Source organism: Marinobacter sp. F4216, assembly GCF_019931195.1.
Classification (GTDB): domain Bacteria; phylum Pseudomonadota; class Gammaproteobacteria; order Pseudomonadales; family Oleiphilaceae; genus Marinobacter; species Marinobacter suaedae.
Window position 1 is genome coordinate 19,270 of record NZ_JAIOUO010000009.1, and the last position, 19,103, is coordinate 38,372.

General features: G+C 57.6%; 17 protein-coding genes and 1 tRNA gene. 13 read left to right on the plus strand and 5 right to left on the minus strand.

Going from position 1 to position 19,103, the window contains the following annotated elements; genetic code table 11:
- Positions 1–12 precede the first annotated feature (12 nt).
- On the plus strand, positions 13–375 hold the full coding sequence (locus K8I84_RS16055; protein ID WP_223795784.1) for a hypothetical protein: 363 nt from the start codon (positions 13–15) through the stop codon (positions 373–375).
- 713 nt (positions 376–1,088) lie between these two features.
- Here the strand turns inward: K8I84_RS16055 and K8I84_RS16060 are convergent.
- Together K8I84_RS16060 and K8I84_RS16065 are read right to left on the minus strand one after the other, a co-directional pair.
- A tRNA-Arg gene (locus K8I84_RS16060) sits at positions 1,089–1,165 on the minus strand.
- 90 nt (positions 1,166–1,255) lie between these two features.
- Positions 1,256–1,795 carry a YaeQ family protein gene (locus K8I84_RS16065; RefSeq protein ID WP_223795785.1) on the minus strand — a complete coding sequence of 180 codons (540 nt, stop codon included), beginning with the start codon at positions 1,793–1,795 and terminating at the stop codon, positions 1,256–1,258.
- A gap of 320 nt (positions 1,796–2,115) precedes the next feature.
- Here K8I84_RS16065 and K8I84_RS16070 point away from each other — a divergent pair, with 320 nt between their 5' ends.
- From K8I84_RS16070 to K8I84_RS16115, 10 genes are all read left to right on the plus strand, one after another.
- The gene (locus K8I84_RS16070) at positions 2,116–3,678 is read left to right on the plus strand and encodes an ABC transporter substrate-binding protein (protein ID WP_223795786.1); all 1,563 of its coding nucleotides are present in this window, start codon (positions 2,116–2,118) and stop codon (positions 3,676–3,678) included.
- Between the two features lie 74 nt (positions 3,679–3,752).
- Positions 3,753–4,802, plus strand: coding sequence for an ABC transporter permease (locus K8I84_RS16075; RefSeq protein WP_223795787.1), 1,050 nt, complete (start codon positions 3,753–3,755; stop codon positions 4,800–4,802).
- On the plus strand, positions 4,799–5,731 hold the full coding sequence (locus tag K8I84_RS16080; protein ID WP_223795788.1) for an ABC transporter permease: 933 nt from the start codon (positions 4,799–4,801) through the stop codon (positions 5,729–5,731). Before K8I84_RS16075 ends, K8I84_RS16080 begins: the two co-directional genes overlap by 4 nt.
- A gap of 4 nt (positions 5,732–5,735) precedes the next feature.
- Positions 5,736–6,734, plus strand: coding sequence for an ABC transporter ATP-binding protein (locus tag K8I84_RS16085; RefSeq protein ID WP_223795789.1), 999 nt, complete (start codon positions 5,736–5,738; stop codon positions 6,732–6,734).
- The gene (locus K8I84_RS16090) at positions 6,731–7,750 is read left to right on the plus strand and encodes an ABC transporter ATP-binding protein (protein WP_223795790.1); all 1,020 of its coding nucleotides are present in this window, start codon (positions 6,731–6,733) and stop codon (positions 7,748–7,750) included. Before K8I84_RS16085 ends, K8I84_RS16090 begins: the two co-directional genes overlap by 4 nt.
- Before the next feature lie 60 nt (positions 7,751–7,810).
- Positions 7,811–8,728: a LysR family transcriptional regulator gene (locus tag K8I84_RS16095; protein ID WP_223795791.1), complete on the plus strand. Its 918-nt coding sequence runs from the start codon at positions 7,811–7,813 to the stop codon at positions 8,726–8,728.
- Complete coding sequence (gene pepQ, locus K8I84_RS16100; protein WP_223795792.1) at positions 8,721–10,013, plus strand: Xaa-Pro dipeptidase; 1,293 nt, start codon at positions 8,721–8,723, stop codon at positions 10,011–10,013. The genes K8I84_RS16095 and pepQ overlap by 8 nt, the downstream gene beginning before the upstream one ends.
- Positions 10,014–10,100: 87 nt before the next feature.
- Positions 10,101–10,310, plus strand: a complete 210-nt coding sequence (locus tag K8I84_RS16105; protein ID WP_223795793.1) for a bacterioferritin-associated ferredoxin — start codon at positions 10,101–10,103, stop codon at positions 10,308–10,310.
- 154 nt (positions 10,311–10,464) lie between these two features.
- Positions 10,465–10,941 carry a bacterioferritin gene (bfr, locus tag K8I84_RS16110; protein ID WP_223795794.1) on the plus strand — a complete coding sequence of 159 codons (477 nt, stop codon included), beginning with the start codon at positions 10,465–10,467 and terminating at the stop codon, positions 10,939–10,941.
- Positions 10,942–10,949: 8 nt separating this feature from the next.
- Complete coding sequence (locus tag K8I84_RS16115) at positions 10,950–12,302, plus strand: phosphomannomutase (protein ID WP_263283196.1); 1,353 nt, start codon at positions 10,950–10,952, stop codon at positions 12,300–12,302.
- Positions 12,303–12,378: 76 nt separating this feature from the next.
- Here K8I84_RS16115 and K8I84_RS16120 read toward each other — a convergent pair whose 3' ends face one another.
- On the minus strand, positions 12,379–13,464 hold the full coding sequence (locus tag K8I84_RS16120; RefSeq protein WP_223795795.1) for a phospholipase A: 1,086 nt from the start codon (positions 13,462–13,464) through the stop codon (positions 12,379–12,381).
- A gap of 29 nt (positions 13,465–13,493) precedes the next feature.
- Positions 13,494–13,832, minus strand: a complete 339-nt coding sequence (locus K8I84_RS16125) for a hypothetical protein (protein ID WP_223795796.1) — start codon at positions 13,830–13,832, stop codon at positions 13,494–13,496.
- A gap of 201 nt (positions 13,833–14,033) precedes the next feature.
- Between K8I84_RS16125 and K8I84_RS16130 the strand changes: the two genes are divergently transcribed.
- The gene (locus tag K8I84_RS16130) at positions 14,034–14,447 is read left to right on the plus strand and encodes a c-type cytochrome (RefSeq protein ID WP_223795797.1); all 414 of its coding nucleotides are present in this window, start codon (positions 14,034–14,036) and stop codon (positions 14,445–14,447) included.
- 65 nt (positions 14,448–14,512) lie between these two features.
- Here the strand turns inward: K8I84_RS16130 and rep are convergent, their stop codons facing one another.
- On the minus strand, positions 14,513–16,531 hold the full coding sequence (rep, locus tag K8I84_RS16135; RefSeq protein WP_223795798.1) for a DNA helicase Rep: 2,019 nt from the start codon (positions 16,529–16,531) through the stop codon (positions 14,513–14,515).
- A 192-nt stretch (positions 16,532–16,723) separates the two neighbouring features.
- On the opposite strand from rep, the gene K8I84_RS16140 reads away from it, so the two are divergent.
- The gene (locus K8I84_RS16140; RefSeq protein ID WP_223795799.1) at positions 16,724–19,057 is read left to right on the plus strand and encodes a Tex family protein; all 2,334 of its coding nucleotides are present in this window, start codon (positions 16,724–16,726) and stop codon (positions 19,055–19,057) included.
- Positions 19,058–19,103 lie beyond the last annotated feature (46 nt).

Sequence of the window (19,103 nt, forward strand, 5' to 3'; positions counted from 1 at the left end):
AGGAGCAGTACCGTGTTTTACAGAACCTTAGATAACTACGAGCGTGTTGAGGATGCAGTTTACGCAGGTGTGGCGGAGACCATCGTTTTGGTCATTTTTTGGTGTATTCTCGAAGCTTATGCTTTGGAGGGGATTGTCGATTTCTTCGTGTCGTTTTTCGCAAAAACCGACATGCTTTTCAGCTCTCTTGGTTTAGACTGGATTGGCGCTCCATTCGACTGGATAGCTGACGGATTTCGAAAACTTCGATTTCTTGGAAATGGGCGATTCGAAGATTGGCTACAGCGCGCATGGGTGATGTGGTTCGCTACTGGGCTACCCGTTTTTTTGTACCGGATGAGCAATCATCGCAGCACATACTACGAAGACTTATAATCTTCGACTAACATATCCGCTTGATAAAGGGCTCCAGATTTGGAGCCCTTTTTACATGTCAAACGACTGAATAAACTGCCGCTTCGGTTTTTCTTTTTCCTCGGGTGCCAGCGACTCTGACTGGGCTTCCCTGATCCGCTGGGAGCTAATCAGAGAACGATAGACTCGGTCGGTGATTCATTGAGGCTGGCCTCACCGGTCAACCCCTGCCAGCTCACGATCAACTTCATGACTTTGTAGGAGTGCTAATCGTTGGAATATTGGTTGCAAAGCCCGGCGTTTGATCAGGTAAAGTGTTGTTTTATAATTATTTTTCTGTGCTGGCTCGCTTAATGTTCGATGGTTTAGTTCATCCAGGCATGCAGCCCTTTCACTGGATCCTAGGCAACGTATTGTATATGGTCTTGTGGAGCCCTTCTCATGGGCGCTATTGCCCTTCATGATTTGGTTGGTCTTTCAGGTTGTACGATCTGTTGTCGCCTTAACAGAAGGCCGGTGGAACTCGACCTTGAGATGATTGGGGGTAGGTACGCTAATAGTTTGTCAGGCAACTTCTTGCTTTGTGTCCAATTTGGTTTTCTTGGCCGTCGGTGCAAAGGTCAAAGTTTTCAACTCGTGAAATACCGACCTAAAGCTGTGGACACACCATGGACACAATTTGGACACAGCCAAACAAAAAAGGCCTGCGTTTTCACGCAAGCCTTTGAAAGTAATGGCCCGCCCGAGAGGATTCGAACCTCTGACCTCTGCCTCCGGAGGGCAGCGCTCTATCCAGCTGAGCTACGGGCGGGTGAAATGTAACGCGGTGCGTCAATTTCGAGTGCGCAATCTTACGTGTGGAGCGGGGCGCTGTCCAGTCCCTCTTGTGGCGGGTGGTTCCTCAGGCTGGCAATGGCTCAGGCGTAATATTCACCAGAGCGTTTTCATTGCTGATGGTCACTTCGCCATCCTGAATCGTGACCTGGAAATTCATGGTGCGCTCGGCCAGCTCCGCCAGGGCACCGGTGTCTTCCGGGCGAAGGTTGACGATGCTCAGGTTGCTGAATCGCTCCAGTTTGTGCCGGTGCTTTTCCCACCACAGGCTCACCGCTCGTCCCCCATAGGTATATAGAAGGACCTTCTTTGCCCGGTTGCAGGCTTTGCGTAACCGGGACTCCTCCGGCAATCCGAGTTCAATCCAGAGTTCGATCTCGTCGCTTAGGCTCTTTTGCCACAGCTCCGGTTCATCGTCGGTGCTCAGCCCTTTGGTGAACTCCAGGTGTTCGCTGGCATTCAGGGCAAAAGCCAGAACCCGTGCCATCATGCGCTCGTCGGTCTCCGATGGGTGGCGGGCGATGGTCAGGTGGTGGTCCTGGTAATAATGGCGGTCCATGTCCGCAATGTTCAGGGACGCCTTAAAGATGGTTGCTTTGAGTGCCATGCTGTTTCCGGAGCGGTCGAATTCAGGTCAGATTATCGCAGTTAGCCGGAGCAATTACCTTGAATTGATGACATCTGAACTCGTTTTTCGTGCGCGAAACCGGTCCGGGATTAAAAATTAGTCACTGTCTGCGTCGTCGGCTTGTCTCTATAACACCTTGTTTTAATAATACTTAATTTTTGTCATTCACTTCGCGCATAGCGTAATTTTGCAATTTCGATTGCTGTAATGGTTTTCCGAGACTAGTTTTTGCGCAGTCTTTGGGCGCCGCCAGGTGCCGAAGTACCAATAAAATTCTCAAAACTGCGACGGAAAACGCGATGAAAAAACTGTTGACAGCATTTGTTGGTTCCATGGCCCTTTCGGCCGCGCCAATGGCAATGTCTGCCGAGGCGACCAAGGAACTCAAAATGGCGTATGACGCCGACCCCGTGACCCTCGATATTCATGAACAGCTCTCCGGTGGCATGCTCCAGCTGAGCCACATGACGTTCGATCCCTTGCTGCGCTGGACCAAGGATCTTGGCTTCGAGGCGCGTCTGGCCGAGAGCTGGGAGCGTGTTGATGAAACCACCATGCGCTTCAAGCTGCGTGAGGGCGTCAAGTTCCATTCCGGTAACGAGCTGACTGCTGAAGACGTGAAGTTCACCTTTGAACGTCTCAAGTCCAGCCCTGACTACAAGGCGATCTTCCGTCCGTTCACTGAAGTGCGGATTGTTGACGACCACACTTTCGAGCTGGTCACCGAGAAGCCGTACCCGCTGCTGCTGAACGCGGCGACTTACATCTTCCCGATGGATAGCGAGTTCTACAGCGGCGAAACCGAAGATGGCAAAGCCAAGGACCTGATCGACAAGAAAGGCGGTTCTTTCGCATCCCGTAACATGTCCGGCACTGGTCCGTTCGTTGTTGCCGATCGCCAGCAGGGCGTTCGCGTTGAGTTCGAGCGCTTTGACGACTACTGGGACACCGAGTCTCCGGGTAACGTTGGCAAGATTGTGCTGACGCCGATCAAAGAAAACAACACCCGTGTGTCTGCGCTGCTGTCCGGCGGTGTTGATTACATCGCGCCGGTACCGCCCACCGATCTGGACCGTATCCGCAACGACAAGAACGTGGACCTGGTCACCATGACCGGTACCCGAATCATCATGTTCCAGCTCAATCAGGAGCGTGTTGAAGCGTTCAAGAACCCGAAGGTTCGCGAGGCCATCGCCTACGCGGTTAACCAGGAAGGCATTGCCGCCAAGATCATGAAGGGGTTCGCAACCCCGGCTGCCCAGATGTCTCCGGAAGGCTACCAGGGTCACAACCCCAACCTGAAGCCGCGTTACGACATCGCCAAGGCCCAGGAGCTGATGAAAGAAGCCGGTTATGAAGATGGCTTCACCATCACCATGATGGCGCCGAACAACCGTTACGTGAACGACGACAAGATCGCTCAGGCGGTTGCCGCGATGCTGTCCCGCATCAACATCAAGGTAGATCTGAAGACTCTGCCGAAGGCCCAGTACTGGCCGGAGTTTGATGACCGTGCGGCAGACATGATGATGATCGGCTGGCACGCCGACACCGAGGATTCAGCGAACTTCTACGAGTTCCTGACTTTCTGTCCGGATTCCGAAACCGGTGCAGGCCAGTACAACGCTGGTAACTACTGCAACCCGGAACTCGACAAGCTGGTTGAAATGGCCAACGTCGAGACCGATCTGGACAAGCGTGCAGAGATGCTGCAGACCGTTGAGCAGCGCCTGTACGAAGACGCGGCCTTCATTCCGCTGCACTGGCAGGATCTTGCCTGGGCTGCGAAGAAGAACGTGAAGATCGAGCCGGTTCTCAACGTGATGAACTTCCCGTACCTGGGTGACCTCGTCATAGAGTAATCGTCTCTATGGGCAGGCCGGCTTTGGGTGACCGGAGCCGGCCTTTTGTTTTCAGTAATCTCCGGAAATAACTCATGTTAGCGTTTTTGGTTCAGCGGATTTCACAGGCGCTGCTGGTCATGTTTGTGATCAGTGTGATTGCCTTCAGCATTCAGGATAACCTGGGTGACCCGCTTCAAGAGATGGTAGGAATGTCCGTCTCCGAAGAGGAGAGGGAAAAACTCCGTGACGAACTGGGACTGAACGACCCGTTTGTGGTTCAGTACCTCCGTTTTGCCGGTAATGCCCTGCAGGGCGACCTCGGTAACTCCTACTTCTACGGCAAGCCCACCGTGGATGTCATTCTCGAGAACCTGCCGGCGACCCTGGAACTGGTCATCGGCGCAACATTGATCATCGTCCTGTTCTCGGTACCCATTGGCGTATACGCCGCCATCCGACCGCAGGCGTGGCTGTCCAAATTCTTTATGGGTGTCAGTACGGTGGGTATTTCCATTCCCGTATTCCTGACGGCCATTGTGTTGATTCAACTGTTTTCCATCGGTGTCACGGTAACGCTTTTCCCGGAAGACACCGGCTGGGGCAGCTGGCTGAACGGTGCTTTGTCCACCAACGGTGGCCTTCCGTCCTACGGCCGTGGTGACGAGCTGACCCATCTGTTCGGTACCTGGGAGTCCGGTTTCTTCAGTCAGGATGGTCTGCTCCACCTGTTGCTGCCGGCGATTTCCCTGGCCTCTATCATGCTGCCGCTGTTTATCCGTCTGATTCGTGCGGAGATGATGGAAGTGCTGCAGAGCGATTACATCCGCTACGCCCGTGCCAAGGGCCTGGCCGCTCCGCGTATTAATTTCCTGCATGCCCTGAAGAACACCATGCTGCCGGTCATTACTGTTGGCGGCGTACAGATCGGGATCATGGTGGCCTACACCATCCTGACCGAGACCGTGTTCCAGTGGCCGGGCGTGGGCCTGATGTTCCTCGAGGCCATTACCCGCAGTGATATTCCTCTGATCGTGGCTTACCTGATGGTGGTGGGTCTGATTTTCGTAATTACCAATACCCTGGTCGACCTGATCTACGGACTGGTAAACCCGACGGTAAAACTGACAGGTAAGAAAGCATGACGACGGCGACTCTTTCCCGCTGGGATCGCTTTCGCGACTCCTTTTTCTGGTACAGCTTCAAGCGCGACAAGGTGGCGATTGCCAGCTTCCTGGTTCTGATGCTGATGGTGTTTGCGGCGGTGTTTGCACCGTTGCTGGCACCGACCGATCCGTACGATCTGACCCAGATCGATATCATGAACTCCGAACTGCCACCGGTTGGCCTCTCGGGCTCTGACGCAGCCTTCCCGCTGGGCACCGACGCCCAGGGGCGTGACCTGCTGTCCACCATCCTGTACGGCACCCGGGTGTCCCTGATGATCGGCTTCGGTGCCGTTGTCCTGCAGGCTGCCCTGGGTATCCTGTTTGGCCTGCTGGCCGGTTACCTCGGTGGCCGGGTGGACGCGATCCTGATGCGCATCGCGGACGTGCAGCTGTCGTTCTCCACCCTGATGGTTGCCATCATTGTGGGTGCGGTGGTCAAGGCTACCTTCGGTAGCCTGATGTTTGGCGAAATCGCCATCTACATGCTGATCTTCATCATCGGTGTGTCCGAATGGCCGCAGATTGCCCGGACAGTGCGTGCCTCCGTGCTGGCGGAGAAGAAGAAAGAGTACGTGGATGCCGCGAAAGTCATGGGCTTTGGCACCCCGCGGATCATGTTCCGCCACATTCTGCCGAACACCCTGTCACCGATTTTTGTTATCGCCACGGTTCAGATCGCCAACGCGATTATTTCCGAGGCGGCGCTGTCATTCCTTGGCCTTGGTATGCCGGAAACCCAGCCTTCCCTGGGTTCCCTGATCAAGTCCGGCTTTGACTACATCCAGAGTGGCTCCTGGTGGATCACCCTGATCCCGGGCCTCGTGCTGGTGGTACTCGTACTGGTCATCAACCTGTTGGGTGACTGGCTGCGGGATGTCATGAATCCACGGCTGTACAAGGGGTAACGTCATGCCATTGCTGGAAGTTAAAAACCTTGATGTCCGCTTTGCGGTGCGTGGCGGCGACCTGAAGGCGCTGCGCGGTATCAGCTTCACTCTCGACAAGGGTGAGCGCCTGGGCCTGGTGGGTGAGTCCGGTGCCGGTAAATCCGTTGCTGCGTTCTCCATCCTGAATCTGATCGCCCGCCCCGGCTACATCGCCGGTGGCCAGATCCTGTTCGAAGGCAAGGACCTGGCGGCCATGAGCGAGCGGGAACTGCGCAAGATCCGTGGTAATCGCATTGCCATGATTTTCCAGGACCCGATGATGACCCTGAACCCGGTGCTGACCATCGGCACGCAGATGGTTGAGGCCATCCTGGCGCACCGGAAGATCAGCAAGAAGGCCGCGCGCGAGATTGCCCTGGAGAAACTGCGCAAGGTCTACATTCCGTCGCCGGAGAAGCGTCTGGACCAGTATCCGCACGAGCTGTCCGGCGGTATGCGCCAGCGTGTGATCATCGCCATTGCGCTGTTGCTGGATCCGGAAATCATCATCGCCGATGAGCCGACCACTGCACTGGATGTCACCATCCAGGCAGAGATCATGGACCTGCTGCTGGAACTGTGTGAGCAGGAAAACGTGGCCCTGATGCTGATTACCCACGATCTCGGTGTGGTGTCCCAGGTGACCCAGCGCATGCTGGTCATGTATTCCGGGCGCATCATCGAGCAGGGATCGACCAAGGAAATCATCAACGACGCCCAGCATCCGTATACCCAGGGGCTGATCAACGCGTTGCCGCAGATGGGCGAGCCCGGTGGCCGCCTGTTCCAGATTCCCGGCTCCATGCCATCCCTGAAGAACGTGCCCACGGGCTGTCCGTTCAACCCGCGCTGCAAATTCGCTACTGAACAGTGCAAGCGCGAAATGCCACAGTACGTGCGCTCCGGCAACGTCGATGTGGCCTGTTATGAAGTCAGCAATCTCATCGAGCAGGAGAAACGCATGCAGGAGGCCGAATCATGACCTCCCAGTCATCCACATTGGTAAACATCCAGGGTCTGGAAAAGAAGTTTGATCTGACCGGTGGCCTGCTGGAGCAGATTACCTTCAAGAACGGCAAATTCCAGCGTCGCCAGGAAGCCGTGCATGCCATCAACGGCGTCGACCTTCAGGTTCAGAAGGGTGAAGCCCTGTGCGTGGTGGGCGAGTCCGGTTGTGGTAAGTCCACCGTGGCCCGTACCGTCATGGGCCTGTTGTCCCCGACGGCTGGCGAGATTCATTACGATGGCCAGCGGATCGACAACCTGAGCGGCGACGCGGTGCTGCCGTACCGACGCAAGATGCAGATGATCTTCCAGAATCCGTACGCGTCCCTGAACCCGCGGATGACCATCCAGAAGACCCTGGAAGAGCCGATCCGTTTCCATCATCCCGAGTGGTCCGAACTGGAAGTCCGCGACAAGGTGCACGAGGTGATGCACTCCGTCGGTATCAATCCGGACTGGGGCGCCCGCTTCGGTCATGAGTTCTCCGGTGGTCAGCGCCAGCGGATCGCCATCGCCCGTGCTCTGGCCGTAGACCCCGAGTTCATCGTGGCGGACGAGCCGATCTCCGCGCTGGATGTGTCCATCCAGGCCCAGGTTCTGAACCTGCTGATGGATGCCCAGGAAAGCCGCAACCTGACCTACCTGTTCATCACCCACGATCTGGCGGTGGTTGAGCATTTCGGTACCCGTGTTGCGGTGATGTACCTGGGACGTGTGTGCGAGCTGGCGGATACCAAGACCCTGTTCAGCACCCCGCGCCATCCATATACCCAGGCGCTGCTGTCGGCGATTCCCAAGCTGGAAGATGACCGTCCGAACCACATCCGTCTGCAGGGCGAGGTTCCGACCCCGGTCAACCTGCCGTCCGGTTGTGTGTTCCACGGTCGCTGCCCGTACGCCAACGAACGTTGTAAGCAGGAGATTCCCCAGCTGATCGCCACCGACGGTGGTGCTCAGGTGGCTTGCCACGCGGTGGAAGAGGGCCGCCTTTAAGCGAATCGGTGCGCCCGATACGCTATCATGCCATCAGAATGAACAGCTTCTGGTGGCATGATGGATTTACGTTGGCTTGAAGATTTTATGGCACTGGCCCGGGCCCGCCATTTTTCACGTGCGGCTGAATTGCAGCACGTGAGCCAACCGACGTTCAGTCGACGCATCAAACTGCTGGAAGAGGCCATGGGGACGACGCTCATTGACCGTCAGACCCTGCCTCTCACGCTGACGCCGGCAGGGGAAGTGTTCTTCGAGTTTTGCGAGCGGGCGACCCGTGACGTTCGCGAGACCCGCGAGCGGATCCAGGCCCTTGAAGAAGCAGCCGAATCCCGGATCAGCGTGGGGTCCACCCAGAGCCTGTTTTCCCACTTCTACCAGGAGTGGCTGGCTGCGTCCGGGGTGGAGGACGGCCTGCAACTGAACCTGAAGTCTACCAACTGGCTGGGTGAGCAGTTCCTGGATGCACTGGACGATGGCGAGTGCGAGCTGGTGCTGTGCTACTGGCACCGGTATTTGCCCTGGCGGGAGCGGTTGTCGCCCGAACGCTACGAGTGGCTGACGCTCGGCGAGGAATTGTTGGTCCCGGTCAGCGTGGCCGACGAACAGGGTAACCCCCGTTTTGCGTTACCGGGCAGTCCAGAGCAGCCGGTGCCATTAATCGCCCATCATCCCCGCGGCTTTCTCTACTCGGCCATTGAAACCCACCTGGGTCAGAGCAAGGTGTCGGCGAACCTGTTGCCACTCAATGAGAGTCCTCATTCAGCGAGCATCAAGGCACTGGTCAAGCAGGGGTTTGGCATGGGCTGGCTGCCGCAACGTATGACGGAAAAAAGTGAGCAGTTTGGCCGCCTGGTCCGGGCAGGAGAGGAACACTGGGACATCCCCGTGGATATCTGCCTGATTCGCCTGCGAGAGCCGCGCTCACAAGATCTATTAACGCTTTGGAAAACACTGGAAGAGCAACACCATGTCTGATTCTGAATTACTGGCCCTCCAGGTCGACCACATCCGGACTCTTCAGCACCGATACGAAGAGGCCCTGGCCGAACAGGGCTACGACAGCCTGCTGATCAGCTCCGGCGCCGCCCCAATGCGTTACGCGGACGATCAGGGCTGGGTGTTCCACGGCTATGGCCCCTTCGTGCACTGGACAGGGCTGGTGGATCAGGAATTCAGCTGGTTGCTGATTCGCCCGGATCAAAAACCGGTGCTCTGGTTGTTCCAGCCGGTGGACTTCTGGCACGCCAACCCGGAATTCCCGGAAGAGCCCTGGCACCAGCTCGTGGATATCCGGTTTATCCCCCAGCGAGAGATACCGGCTATTGATGAGGCGGGCAAGATGGCAGTCATCGGTGACCCCGCCTATCTGGGCGATGTAGCCGGCGAACACAACCCGTCTGCCCTGCTGGAGGCCGTTGAAGAGACCCGCGTCCGCAAAACACCGTATGAGATTGCCTGTCTGGCCCGGGCCAATGCGTTGGCGGTCAAAGGGCATCGTGCGGCCCGGGATGCATTTCTGGCGGGCGAAAGTGAGTTTGGCATCAGCCTCGCGTACCAGCAGGCCACCGGCCAGCGTGAGGCGGAGTCCCCGTACCACAGCATCATTGGCCTGAATGAGCACGCCGGAACCCTGCACTACCAGTACTACGACGTGGATGCCCCCACAAACTCGCGCAGCCTGCTGATCGATGCCGGCGTGCGCTTCCGTGGCTACAGTTCGGACATTACCCGTACCACCGCCGCGCCGGGCGAAAACCGTTTTGCGGCACTGATTCATGGGCTGGATCAACTGCAGAAGCGTTTGTGCGAGATGGTGGCGCCGGGCGTGGCGTATGTGGACATTCACCGCAAGACACACGAAGGCATTGCCGCACTGCTGATTGCCGCGGGCATCGTGCAGGGACTGGACGAGCAAACCCTGGTGTCCGAAGGCGTTACCCGTGCCTTCTTCCCCCACGGCATCGGGCATTTCCTGGGTGTGCAGGTTCATGATGTGGCCGGCAAACGCACGCCGTCTCCGGACGATGCGCCGTTCCTGCGCCTGACCCGCACCCTGGAGCCAGGCATGGTGGTAACCATCGAACCGGGCCTGTACATCATCCCGTCCCTGCTGGATCCGGTCCTGGAAGGCCCGTTGGCTGATCACTTCAACCGTCCGGTGATTGAGGAGCTTCGGGGTTGTGGCGGCATTCGGATTGAGGATAACGTGGTCGTCACCGAGGACGGTCATCGGAACCTGACCCGGGAACTGGCGGCCTGATAACAATTCGAAACGCCAGGGCCTTGCACTTCGGGATGCAAATGACAATAATTATCACTAACGATATTTTTGTCAGTGGGAGTGAGTATGTACGTTTGCCTCTGCCAGGGCGTCACCGACCGGGCCATCCGTGAAGCTGCCGAGAACGGCGTAACCTCCATGCGTGAGCTGGGTATGGAGCTTGGCGTGGCGCGCCAGTGTGGCCGTTGTGCCCGCATGGCGCGGGACATTCTCGATGAATGCACCACTCCCGATTACGTCGCACTGGCCGATATGCTGGCTCAGCCTGCCGCCTGATCACCGATGTCCCTCAGCCAACAAAGCCGGCAGGCCTGCCGGCTTTGCTTTAACTGATTCCTGTCTGCACTTCTTTCCCGTCTGCAATTTTTTATTGACCCGGAACCGGCTATCCTTTGCTGACGGTACACAAACCTGAGAAGGAGCCCCGACGATGAAAGGCGACAAGAAGGTTGTGCAGTATCTTAATAAAGTCCTCGCCAACGAACTGACCGCGATCAACCAGTATTTCCTCCATTCCCGCATGTACAAGGACTGGGGCATCACCAAGCTGGCGGACAAGGAATACGAGGAATCCATTGATGAAATGAAGCATGCCGATCAACTGATCGAGCGGATCCTCTTTCTGGAAGGCTTGCCCAATCTCCAGGACCTGAACAAACTGTTGATTGGTGAAAACGTTGAGGAAATGATCTCCTGTGACCTGAAACTTGAGGTGGCTGCGGTGGCTGAGCTGAAAGAAGCCATTGCCTATTGCGAGCAGGTTCAGGATTACGGCAGCCGGCAATTATTCCGGAGCATCCTCGACAGCGAGGAAGAACACATTGATTGGCTCGAAACCCAACTCGAGCTGATTGCCCAGATGGGCATACAGAACTACATACAGCTACAGTCAGCACCTGCGGAGTAAGATTGATAATGGATTTGTCCTGCTTTAAAGCCTATGACCTGCGTGGCCAGGTACCCGAACAACTGAACCCGGACCTGGCCGAGCGTATCGGGCGCGCCTACGTGGAAGTCACCGGGGCGAAAAAAGTCATCGTCGGTTACGACATCCGGCTGTCCAGCCCGGACATTGCCAAGGCCTTGAGTGACGGCCTGATGGCGGCCGGTGCCGATGTGTTCGATATCGGTCTGTGCGGCACAGAGCAGGTGTACTTCGCGACCAGCCACTACGGTATGGACGGCGGCATTATGGTCACCGCCAGTCACAACCCGAAAAACCACAACGGGATGAAAATGGTGGGGCCGGAATCCCGCCCGATCAGTTCCGACAATGGCCTGAACGACATTCGTGACCGGGTTCTGGAACCCTTTACCGACGCGCCGCAGAAGGGTCGCTACGACACGATCGATGCCATGGACGACTACGTGCAGCATCTTCTGGGGTACATCGATACCAGCTCCCTGAAACCTCTGAGCATCGTGTGTAATGCCGGTAACGGTGGCGCAGGCCTGGTGATTGACCAGCTCGAACAGCATTTGCCGTTCACGTTCGTGAAAGTTCACCACGAGGCCGATGGCAACTTCCCGAATGGGGTCCCCAACCCGATTCTCCCGGAAAACCGGTCCGCCACCGCGGAGGCGGTCGTGGCGGAAAAAGCGGCCATGGGTATTGCCTGGGATGGTGATTACGACCGTTGTTTCTTTTTTGACGAAAACGGTCGCTTTATCGAAGGCTATTACATTGTTGGTCTGCTGGCAGACCAGTTCCTCCGCAAGACTGGCGGTGGCGCCGTCATCCACGATCCGCGCCTGACCTGGAATACCCTGGACCTCGTCAAAGCGGCGGGTGGCACGCCGGTGGAAAGCAAAACCGGCCACGCCTTCATCAAACAGCGGATGCGGGACGAAGACGCCGTGTATGGTGGCGAAATGAGCGCCCACCATTACTTCCGGGATTTTGCCTACTGCGACAGCGGCATGATTCCCTGGCTGCTGGTGGCCGAGCGTCTGTGCCAGTCCGGCCAGTCACTGTCTTCCCTGATCGACGCCCGAATTGAGGCTTATCCCGCCAGTGGTGAAATCAACCGCACCATCGCTGACCCAAAAGCGGTTATTTCGGCCATTGAAGCCAAGTACAGCGAACAGGGTGGTAGCGTGAGCAAGGTGGATGGCGTGAGCATCGAATTCGATGACTGGCGCTTTAACCTGCGCATGTCCAACACCGAGCCGGTGGTCCGGCTGAACGTGGAAGCGCGGGGCGACAAAGCGTTGATGGAAGCAAAAACTGAAGAACTGCTCGCCGAGATGGATCGCCTTAACCACTAAGGCGATTCCTGCCAGCCCGTTCGGTCCATATATACGCTGGCCGAGCGGGCGATCCATTACTGTCTTTCCCTGAAGATTACAGCCAGTCGTTCAGCATCACGCCGATGCCAAATCGCTGGATTCGCTGGTTGTAGTCGATCAGGCTTTCCCCGTAACCGTTGTAATACTGGATAAAGCATCGCACGGTGTCGCCCATGGGGAAGCTGTAGCCAAGCTCGACCGAGGTCTTGTTGTTCTCCGAGCGGAGATTGTTCATCAACCGCATCGACAACGTTCGGTCTTCGGTGAGCTTGTACACGGTGATGTAATTGGCGTGGCCCAGATACCGCTCGATGTCCGGGTTGTCATCGGAATCCCTGTCTTCCGGAATCCGGTACCAGGGCTGTACCAGGAACAGCCAGCGACCGTAGCTGTATCCGGCAGAGCCCATCAAGCGGTTCCAGCTGCGGGACCGGGGCTCTGACTGGCCGTTGGACTGGTGATTGAAACCAAGGGTCATGGCGTTCAGGTTACCTTTGCCAAGCTTCCAGTCGGCCTGGTACCGGACGAAAACCTCCGGCTCGTAATTCGTTTCGCGGAAGGGTGCCGACGAATCCCGGTTGTAGACTTGCCAGAAAGACTTCTGGGTGTAGCCAAACCAGAGCGTCGTGCGCTCATGCATCAGCCCGGTCAGCAGGGGAACCTTGAAACTGATCTGGTACTTGGCCTCTTCCTTTTCCAGGTCGTAGTCGTACCGAGTGGTTCCCAGCGTCGGGCTGGCGGGAGCCGGATTGGGATCAATCACGTAACTGATCGGCAGGATGTAGGTCGGGCGGTAACCGACGAAACTGCCGGAAAAGGAAAATATGGCTTTTTCGGCGGCCAGATACCGATCCAGAACGTCATCCATTACTCCTTCGTCCGAGGCCGTCGCCGGATCAGCTGAATCCGTTTTCGGTGAAGGGATGGCCTCGGCAGCCTCCTGCTGAACGTCTTCCAGTCGCTCTGGAGGTACAGATTCACGAGCTGCTTTCGGATCCTGAAGTTGGTCGTAGCAGGCCAACCGCTGAACACCGTTTTCGATCAGGGCGCAGTCCTGCATGCTCAGTTCGCCGGATGGATTGCTATTGCTCAATTCCTGTGCGCTCGATAGGGTCGGCGCAAACAGCGTCGCCAGTACCATTGCGCTAGATCCTTTCGCGATCATTTTGCTCATCCAGCCTGGATGCTCAGCCAGGTGTTTGTGATTCCGTACAGCCAGACCCCCATCAGGGTCGCAGCCAGCAGGCCAAAAATAATCTTGTGTTTAACGCGACTGCTGGCATCCGCCGCTGCCACCCAGCGCAGGTACATCAGCCCGATAAAGCTCAGGAAAACCACCAGACTCGCCAGTGCGGGGATCAGCAGCCAGCCCGCCTGCAGCGTCCCTCCGTCCGCCGTGTGGCTGGAAAACCAGGCCATGGAGCCGAGGAGTATCGCCAGCGCACCGAACTCAGCAATCAACAGGGCCTTGCGAAGTGGGTGAGGTGAGGGGGCGTTGGGTTGCATCATAGTGGCTCCGGAAAAGGGGGTTGGTCGTCAGGGGGTATGGTAGCGTGACAGGCGCTCGGGTGCTTTCAGGCTGAATAAATGGCAATGAATTTATGGAAGGATTTTACCTTGATTCAGCCACTTGGTTTTTTTGCCAGGGTTCAGTCGCTATAATGCGACCACTGACGATTATAACGCGCTAATGCGAGGTGCATTGTGAAGATGAAGAGAGTCCTGGCTGTCATGCTGCTTGGCTTCGGTTTTACTGCCGGTGCTGTGATGGCAAGTGTTGAAGATGAGATTCGTTCACGCATCGAGCCGGTCGGAGAAGTCTGTCTCCAGGGCGAGGAGTGTGGTGAAGCGGCAGCGCCGACCCAGGCTGCCAGCTCTGGCCCGCGTTCCGGTTCCGAAGTTTACGATGCGGTTTGTATGGCCTGTCACACCACCGGTGCTGCCGGCGCGCCCAAGATCGGCGACGCGGGTGCCTGGGCCCCCCGTATTGAGAAGGGCGTCGACACCCTGATCGAGCACGCCATCAATGGCTTTAACGCCATGCCGGCCAAAGGCGGCTGCGCTAACTGCCCGGATGAAGAGATTGCTGCTGCGGTCGAGCACATTGTGGCGGAGAGCAAATAAGCTCACCGGCTAAAAGCAGAAAAAGCCCCGCACCGCGGGGTTTTTTGTTGCCTGCCGGAGCGCGGCTAGTCGCCCAGGTCGCCGAGCAGGGCACTGAGGGTGGCTTTGCCCTTCTTCTGATTCGCCTCCGCGTCCAGGTCGCCTTTGCCTTCCCAGATCACATCTTCTTCGGGCAGTTCATCCAGGAAGCGGCTCGGGATGGTTTCGATTTTCTCCCCGTATTGCTTGCGTGATGCCGCATAGGTCATGGCCAGGGTCTCCCGGGCGCGGGTGATGCCGACGTACATCAGGCGGCGCTCTTCCTCGATGTTGCCCTCTTCAATGCTGCTTCGATGGGGCAGGATCTCTTCTTCCAGTCCCATGATGAACACATGGGGAAATTCCAGACCCTTTGAGGCGTGCAGGGTCAGTAGCTGGACCTTGTCACTGTCGTCTTCCTCTTCCCGCTGTTCCATCATGTCCCGCAGGATCAGCTTGGTGATGGCGTCCTCGATGCCGATTTCGTCCGCGGTGCCCTTGCCGTCGTCCAGCATGCGCTGAATGGAATCCACCAGATACCAGATGTTTTCCATACGGCGCTCCGCCTGCTTGGGGGTGCCGGAGTGCTGGTGCAGCCATTCTTCGTATTCAATGTCAGTGAACAGCTGCTTGATGACCGGAATCGGATCTTCGTTGTGCAGGCGTTCGCAGGTGGCATCGACCCAGTGGGCAAAACGCCGCAACCGGTCCAGCCCCTTTTCCGCCACGTGGGCTTCGGCACCCATGTCGTGCAGGGAGCGGAACAGGCTGACATTACGAGTGCGTGCGTAGGTGGCCAGCTGCTCCAGGGTTTTGGGTCCAATCTCGCGCCGTGGCACATTGACAACCCGCAGGAAGGCGGCGTCGTCGTCCGGATTGATCAGCAGGCGCAGGTAGGACATGGCGTCCTTGATCTCGTTTTTGGAGAAAAATGACTGGCCGCCGGAAAGCCGGTAGGGAATCTGGTAGGCCTGCAGTTTCATTTCCAGCAAGCGGGCCTGGTGGTTGCCCCGGTACAGCACTGCGAAGTCCCGGAATTCCAGGCCCTGCTTGAGTTTTTTGTCCAGAATCTCGGCGGCAACACGCTCGTTTTCCGCATCTTCATTGCGGCACCGGATCACCCGCAGTTCGTCACCAATGGTGTGGTCACTCCACAGGGTCTTTTCGAACACGTGCGGGTTGTTGGCAATGACCGTGTTGGCACTGCGCAGGATCCGGCCGGTGGAGCGGTAGTTCTGCTCCAGCTTGACGATCCTCAGGCTGGGGAAGTCTTCCTTCAACTGAACCAGGTTTTCCGGACGCGCACCACGCCAGGCGTAGATGGACTGGTCATCATCGCCAACAACGGTAAAGGCGGCCCGCTCGGCGACCAGCAGTTTGACCAGTTCGTACTGACACACATTGGTGTCCTGATACTCGTCCACCAGCATGTAGCGAATTTTCTTCCGCCACTTGGTCAGCACCTCGGAATTGGATTGGAACAGCTGCACCGGCAGCAGGATCAGATCGTCAAAATCCACCGCGTTGTAGGCTTTCAGGTATTCGTTGTACTTGCCGTAGACGAGGGCAATGCGCTGTTCCCGTTCGTCGGCGGCCTTGCTCAGGGCTTCAGCGGGGGTTCGAAGGGCATTCTTCCAGGAAGAAATGGTCATCTGGACGTCGCCCACTTCGTCGCCGGCCTCGGCGCTGCCTTCGCTGAACATCAGGTCCTGAAGCAGGGCCTTGGCGTCTTCGGCGTCAAAGATGGAGAAACCGGGGCTGTAGCCCAGGTGCTCGTGCTCCTCCCGGATCATGTTCAGGCCAAGGTTGTGGAAGGTCGAGACAATCAGCCCCCGGGCCATGGTCCGGTCGACAATGCGGGTCACCCGTTCTTTCATTTCCCGGGCGGCCTTGTTGGTAAAAGTAACGGCGGCGATGTGGCGGCCGGGGATGCCGACTTCCTCAATCAGGTAGGCAATCTTGCGAGTGATGACGCTGGTCTTGCCACTGCCGGCACCTGCCAGCACCAGGAGCGGGCCGTTGGCGTAGCGTACCGCCTCACTTTGTCTGGGATTGAGTCTGTTCACAGGGTTAGGGTCTGGCCTTGCAAGGAAGAATGAATAACGTCTGGTGATTTTACACGAGCGGAGGCGTCAGTACCTTGTGGATGATACTGCGGTCCCTGGTTCGTCCTCCTCAAGGGCCGCTTGCCTGATGCCCTTGGCCGCTGTACCTTTCCCCCTTTCCGTTTTTTACCGAGCCAAGTGAACAGAGGTTGCATGAACAGTATTTCCAGCCGTATTGCCGAAGAACTGGGCGTACGCGAACAGCAGGTCAACGCCACCATCGGGATGCTCGACGAGGGCGCAACGGTTCCGTTTATTGCCCGTTACCGTAAGGAAGTTACCGGTTCACTGGACGACACCCAACTGCGGACTCTGGAAGAGCGGCTTCGTTACCTGCGCGAACTGGAAGATCGCCGGGCCGCCATCCTCAGCAGCATTGACGAGCAGGGCAAGCTTACCGACGAGCTTCGAGCCAGCATCAACGAGGCAGACACCAAGAACCGTCTGGAAGACCTGTATCTGCCGTACAAGCCAAAGCGTCGTACCAAGGCGCAGATTGCCCGTGAGGCTGGGCTGGAGCCGTTAGCGGACGCTCTCTTTGACGATCCCACCCTGGAGCCTGAAGCCACCGCTCAGGGTTATCTCAATGCCGATGCCGGTATCGACGACACCAAAGCCGCGCTGGATGGGGCCCGTTACATCCTGATGGAGCGGTTTGCCGAAGACGCCGAACTGCTCGGCAGCCTCCGTGACTTTATCTGGAATGGTGGCCAGTTGAAGGTCACCGTAGTTGAAGGCAAAGAGAACGAAGGGGCGAAATTCCGGGATTACTTTGATCACGTTGAGCCTCTCAAGAAGGTGCCTTCCCACCGGGCGCTGGCGATCCTGCGGGGTCGCAATGAGGGCATCCTGACCTATGCCATCGTGATGGAGGAGGAAAGCAATGATCGCCGTCAGCCCCACCCGGCTGAGCAGCGTATTGCCGCCCACTGGAACATCCGTGACGCCGGCCGCGCCGCTGACAAGTGGTTGTCTGAAGTGGTGCGCTGGACCTGGCGTGTAAAACTGTCCACGCAGATCGAAACCGATCTGATGGGGCAGGTGCGGGAAACCGCCGAAAACGAGGCCATCAACGTGTTTGCCGCCAACCTGAAAGACCTCCTGTTGCTGGCACCGGCGGGGCCGCGCCCGACGCTGGGTCTGGATCCTGGCCTGCGTACCGGAGTCAAAGTGGCGGTGATCGACGGCACCGGCAAGGTGGCCGGCCATGGTGCGATCTTCCCACACGCGCCAAAGAACCAGTGGGATCGTTCCATTGAGCAGCTGGCTGCCCTGTGTCGTGAACACAAGATAGAGCTGGTCGCGATCGGTAACGGCACAGCTTCCCGCGAAACCGAGAAACTGGTGGGCGATCTGTGCAAACGTTACCCGGAACTCAAGCTGGCTCGCATTGTGGTCAACGAGTCTGGTGCGTCCATCTATTCCGCGTCCGAATTTGCCGCCCGTGAACTGCCGGATCTCGACGTCACCATCCGTGGCGCCGTGTCTATTGGTCGTCGTCTGCAGGACCCGCTGGCGGAGCTGGTGAAGATCGAACCCAAGTCCATCGGGGTGGGCCAGTACCAGCATGATGTATCCCAGGTTCAGCTGTCCCGAAGCCTGGATGCGGTGGTCGAGGACTGTGTAAACGGTGTGGGTGTGGACCTGAACACCGCGTCGGTTCCTCTGCTCTCACGGGTGTCTGGCCTGAACCAGAGCATTGCCCAGAACATTGTGGATTTCCGGAACCAGAACGGTCTGTTCAACAGCCGCAAGCAGTTGCTGAAAGTGTCACGCCTTGGCGATCGCACGTTTGAGCAGGCGGCCGGCTTCCTGCGTATCCACGGTGGCGAGAATCCTCTGGATCGTTCTTCGGTGCACCCGGAAGCTTACGTCGTGGTGGAGGACATTGCCGCCAAGAACAACCGCAAGGTTGAGGACATCATTGGCGACGCCGCCTTCCTGCGCGGCCTGAATCCGCAGGATTACGTGACTGAGCAGTTTGGCCTTCCGACCATCAAGGACATTTTCACCGAGCTGGAGAAACCTGGGCGGGATCCGCGTCCGGAGTTCCGGTTTGCCAGCTTCGAGGAAGGGGTGGAAACCCTCAGCGACCTCAAGCCAGGCATGATCCTGGAAGGCTCGGTCACCAACGTGACTAACTTCGGCGCGTTTGTAGACATTGGCGTCCATCAGGACGGACTGGTGCACATCTCCGCCCTGTCCCATACTTTCGTCAACGATCCGCGAGACGTCGTCAAAGCGGGTGACATCGTCAAGGTCAAGGTGATGGTTGTGGACATCCCCCGCAAGCGTATTGCCCTGTCGATGCGGATGGACGATCAGCCTGGCGAAAAGAAAGATGCGCCAGCCAACCGTTCCTCTCGCAGCGAACAAAAAGCCGGCGGTCGCGGAGCGCGCCAGTCGTCGCCCGCGCAGAAACCGCAGGGAGCGATGGCCGGGGCTCTTGCGCAGGCCATGGCCTCTGCTCGCAAAGGTGGTCGCTAACCCCATTCTCTTTTCACCAGCTGGCACCGCTTCATTGAGCGTGCCG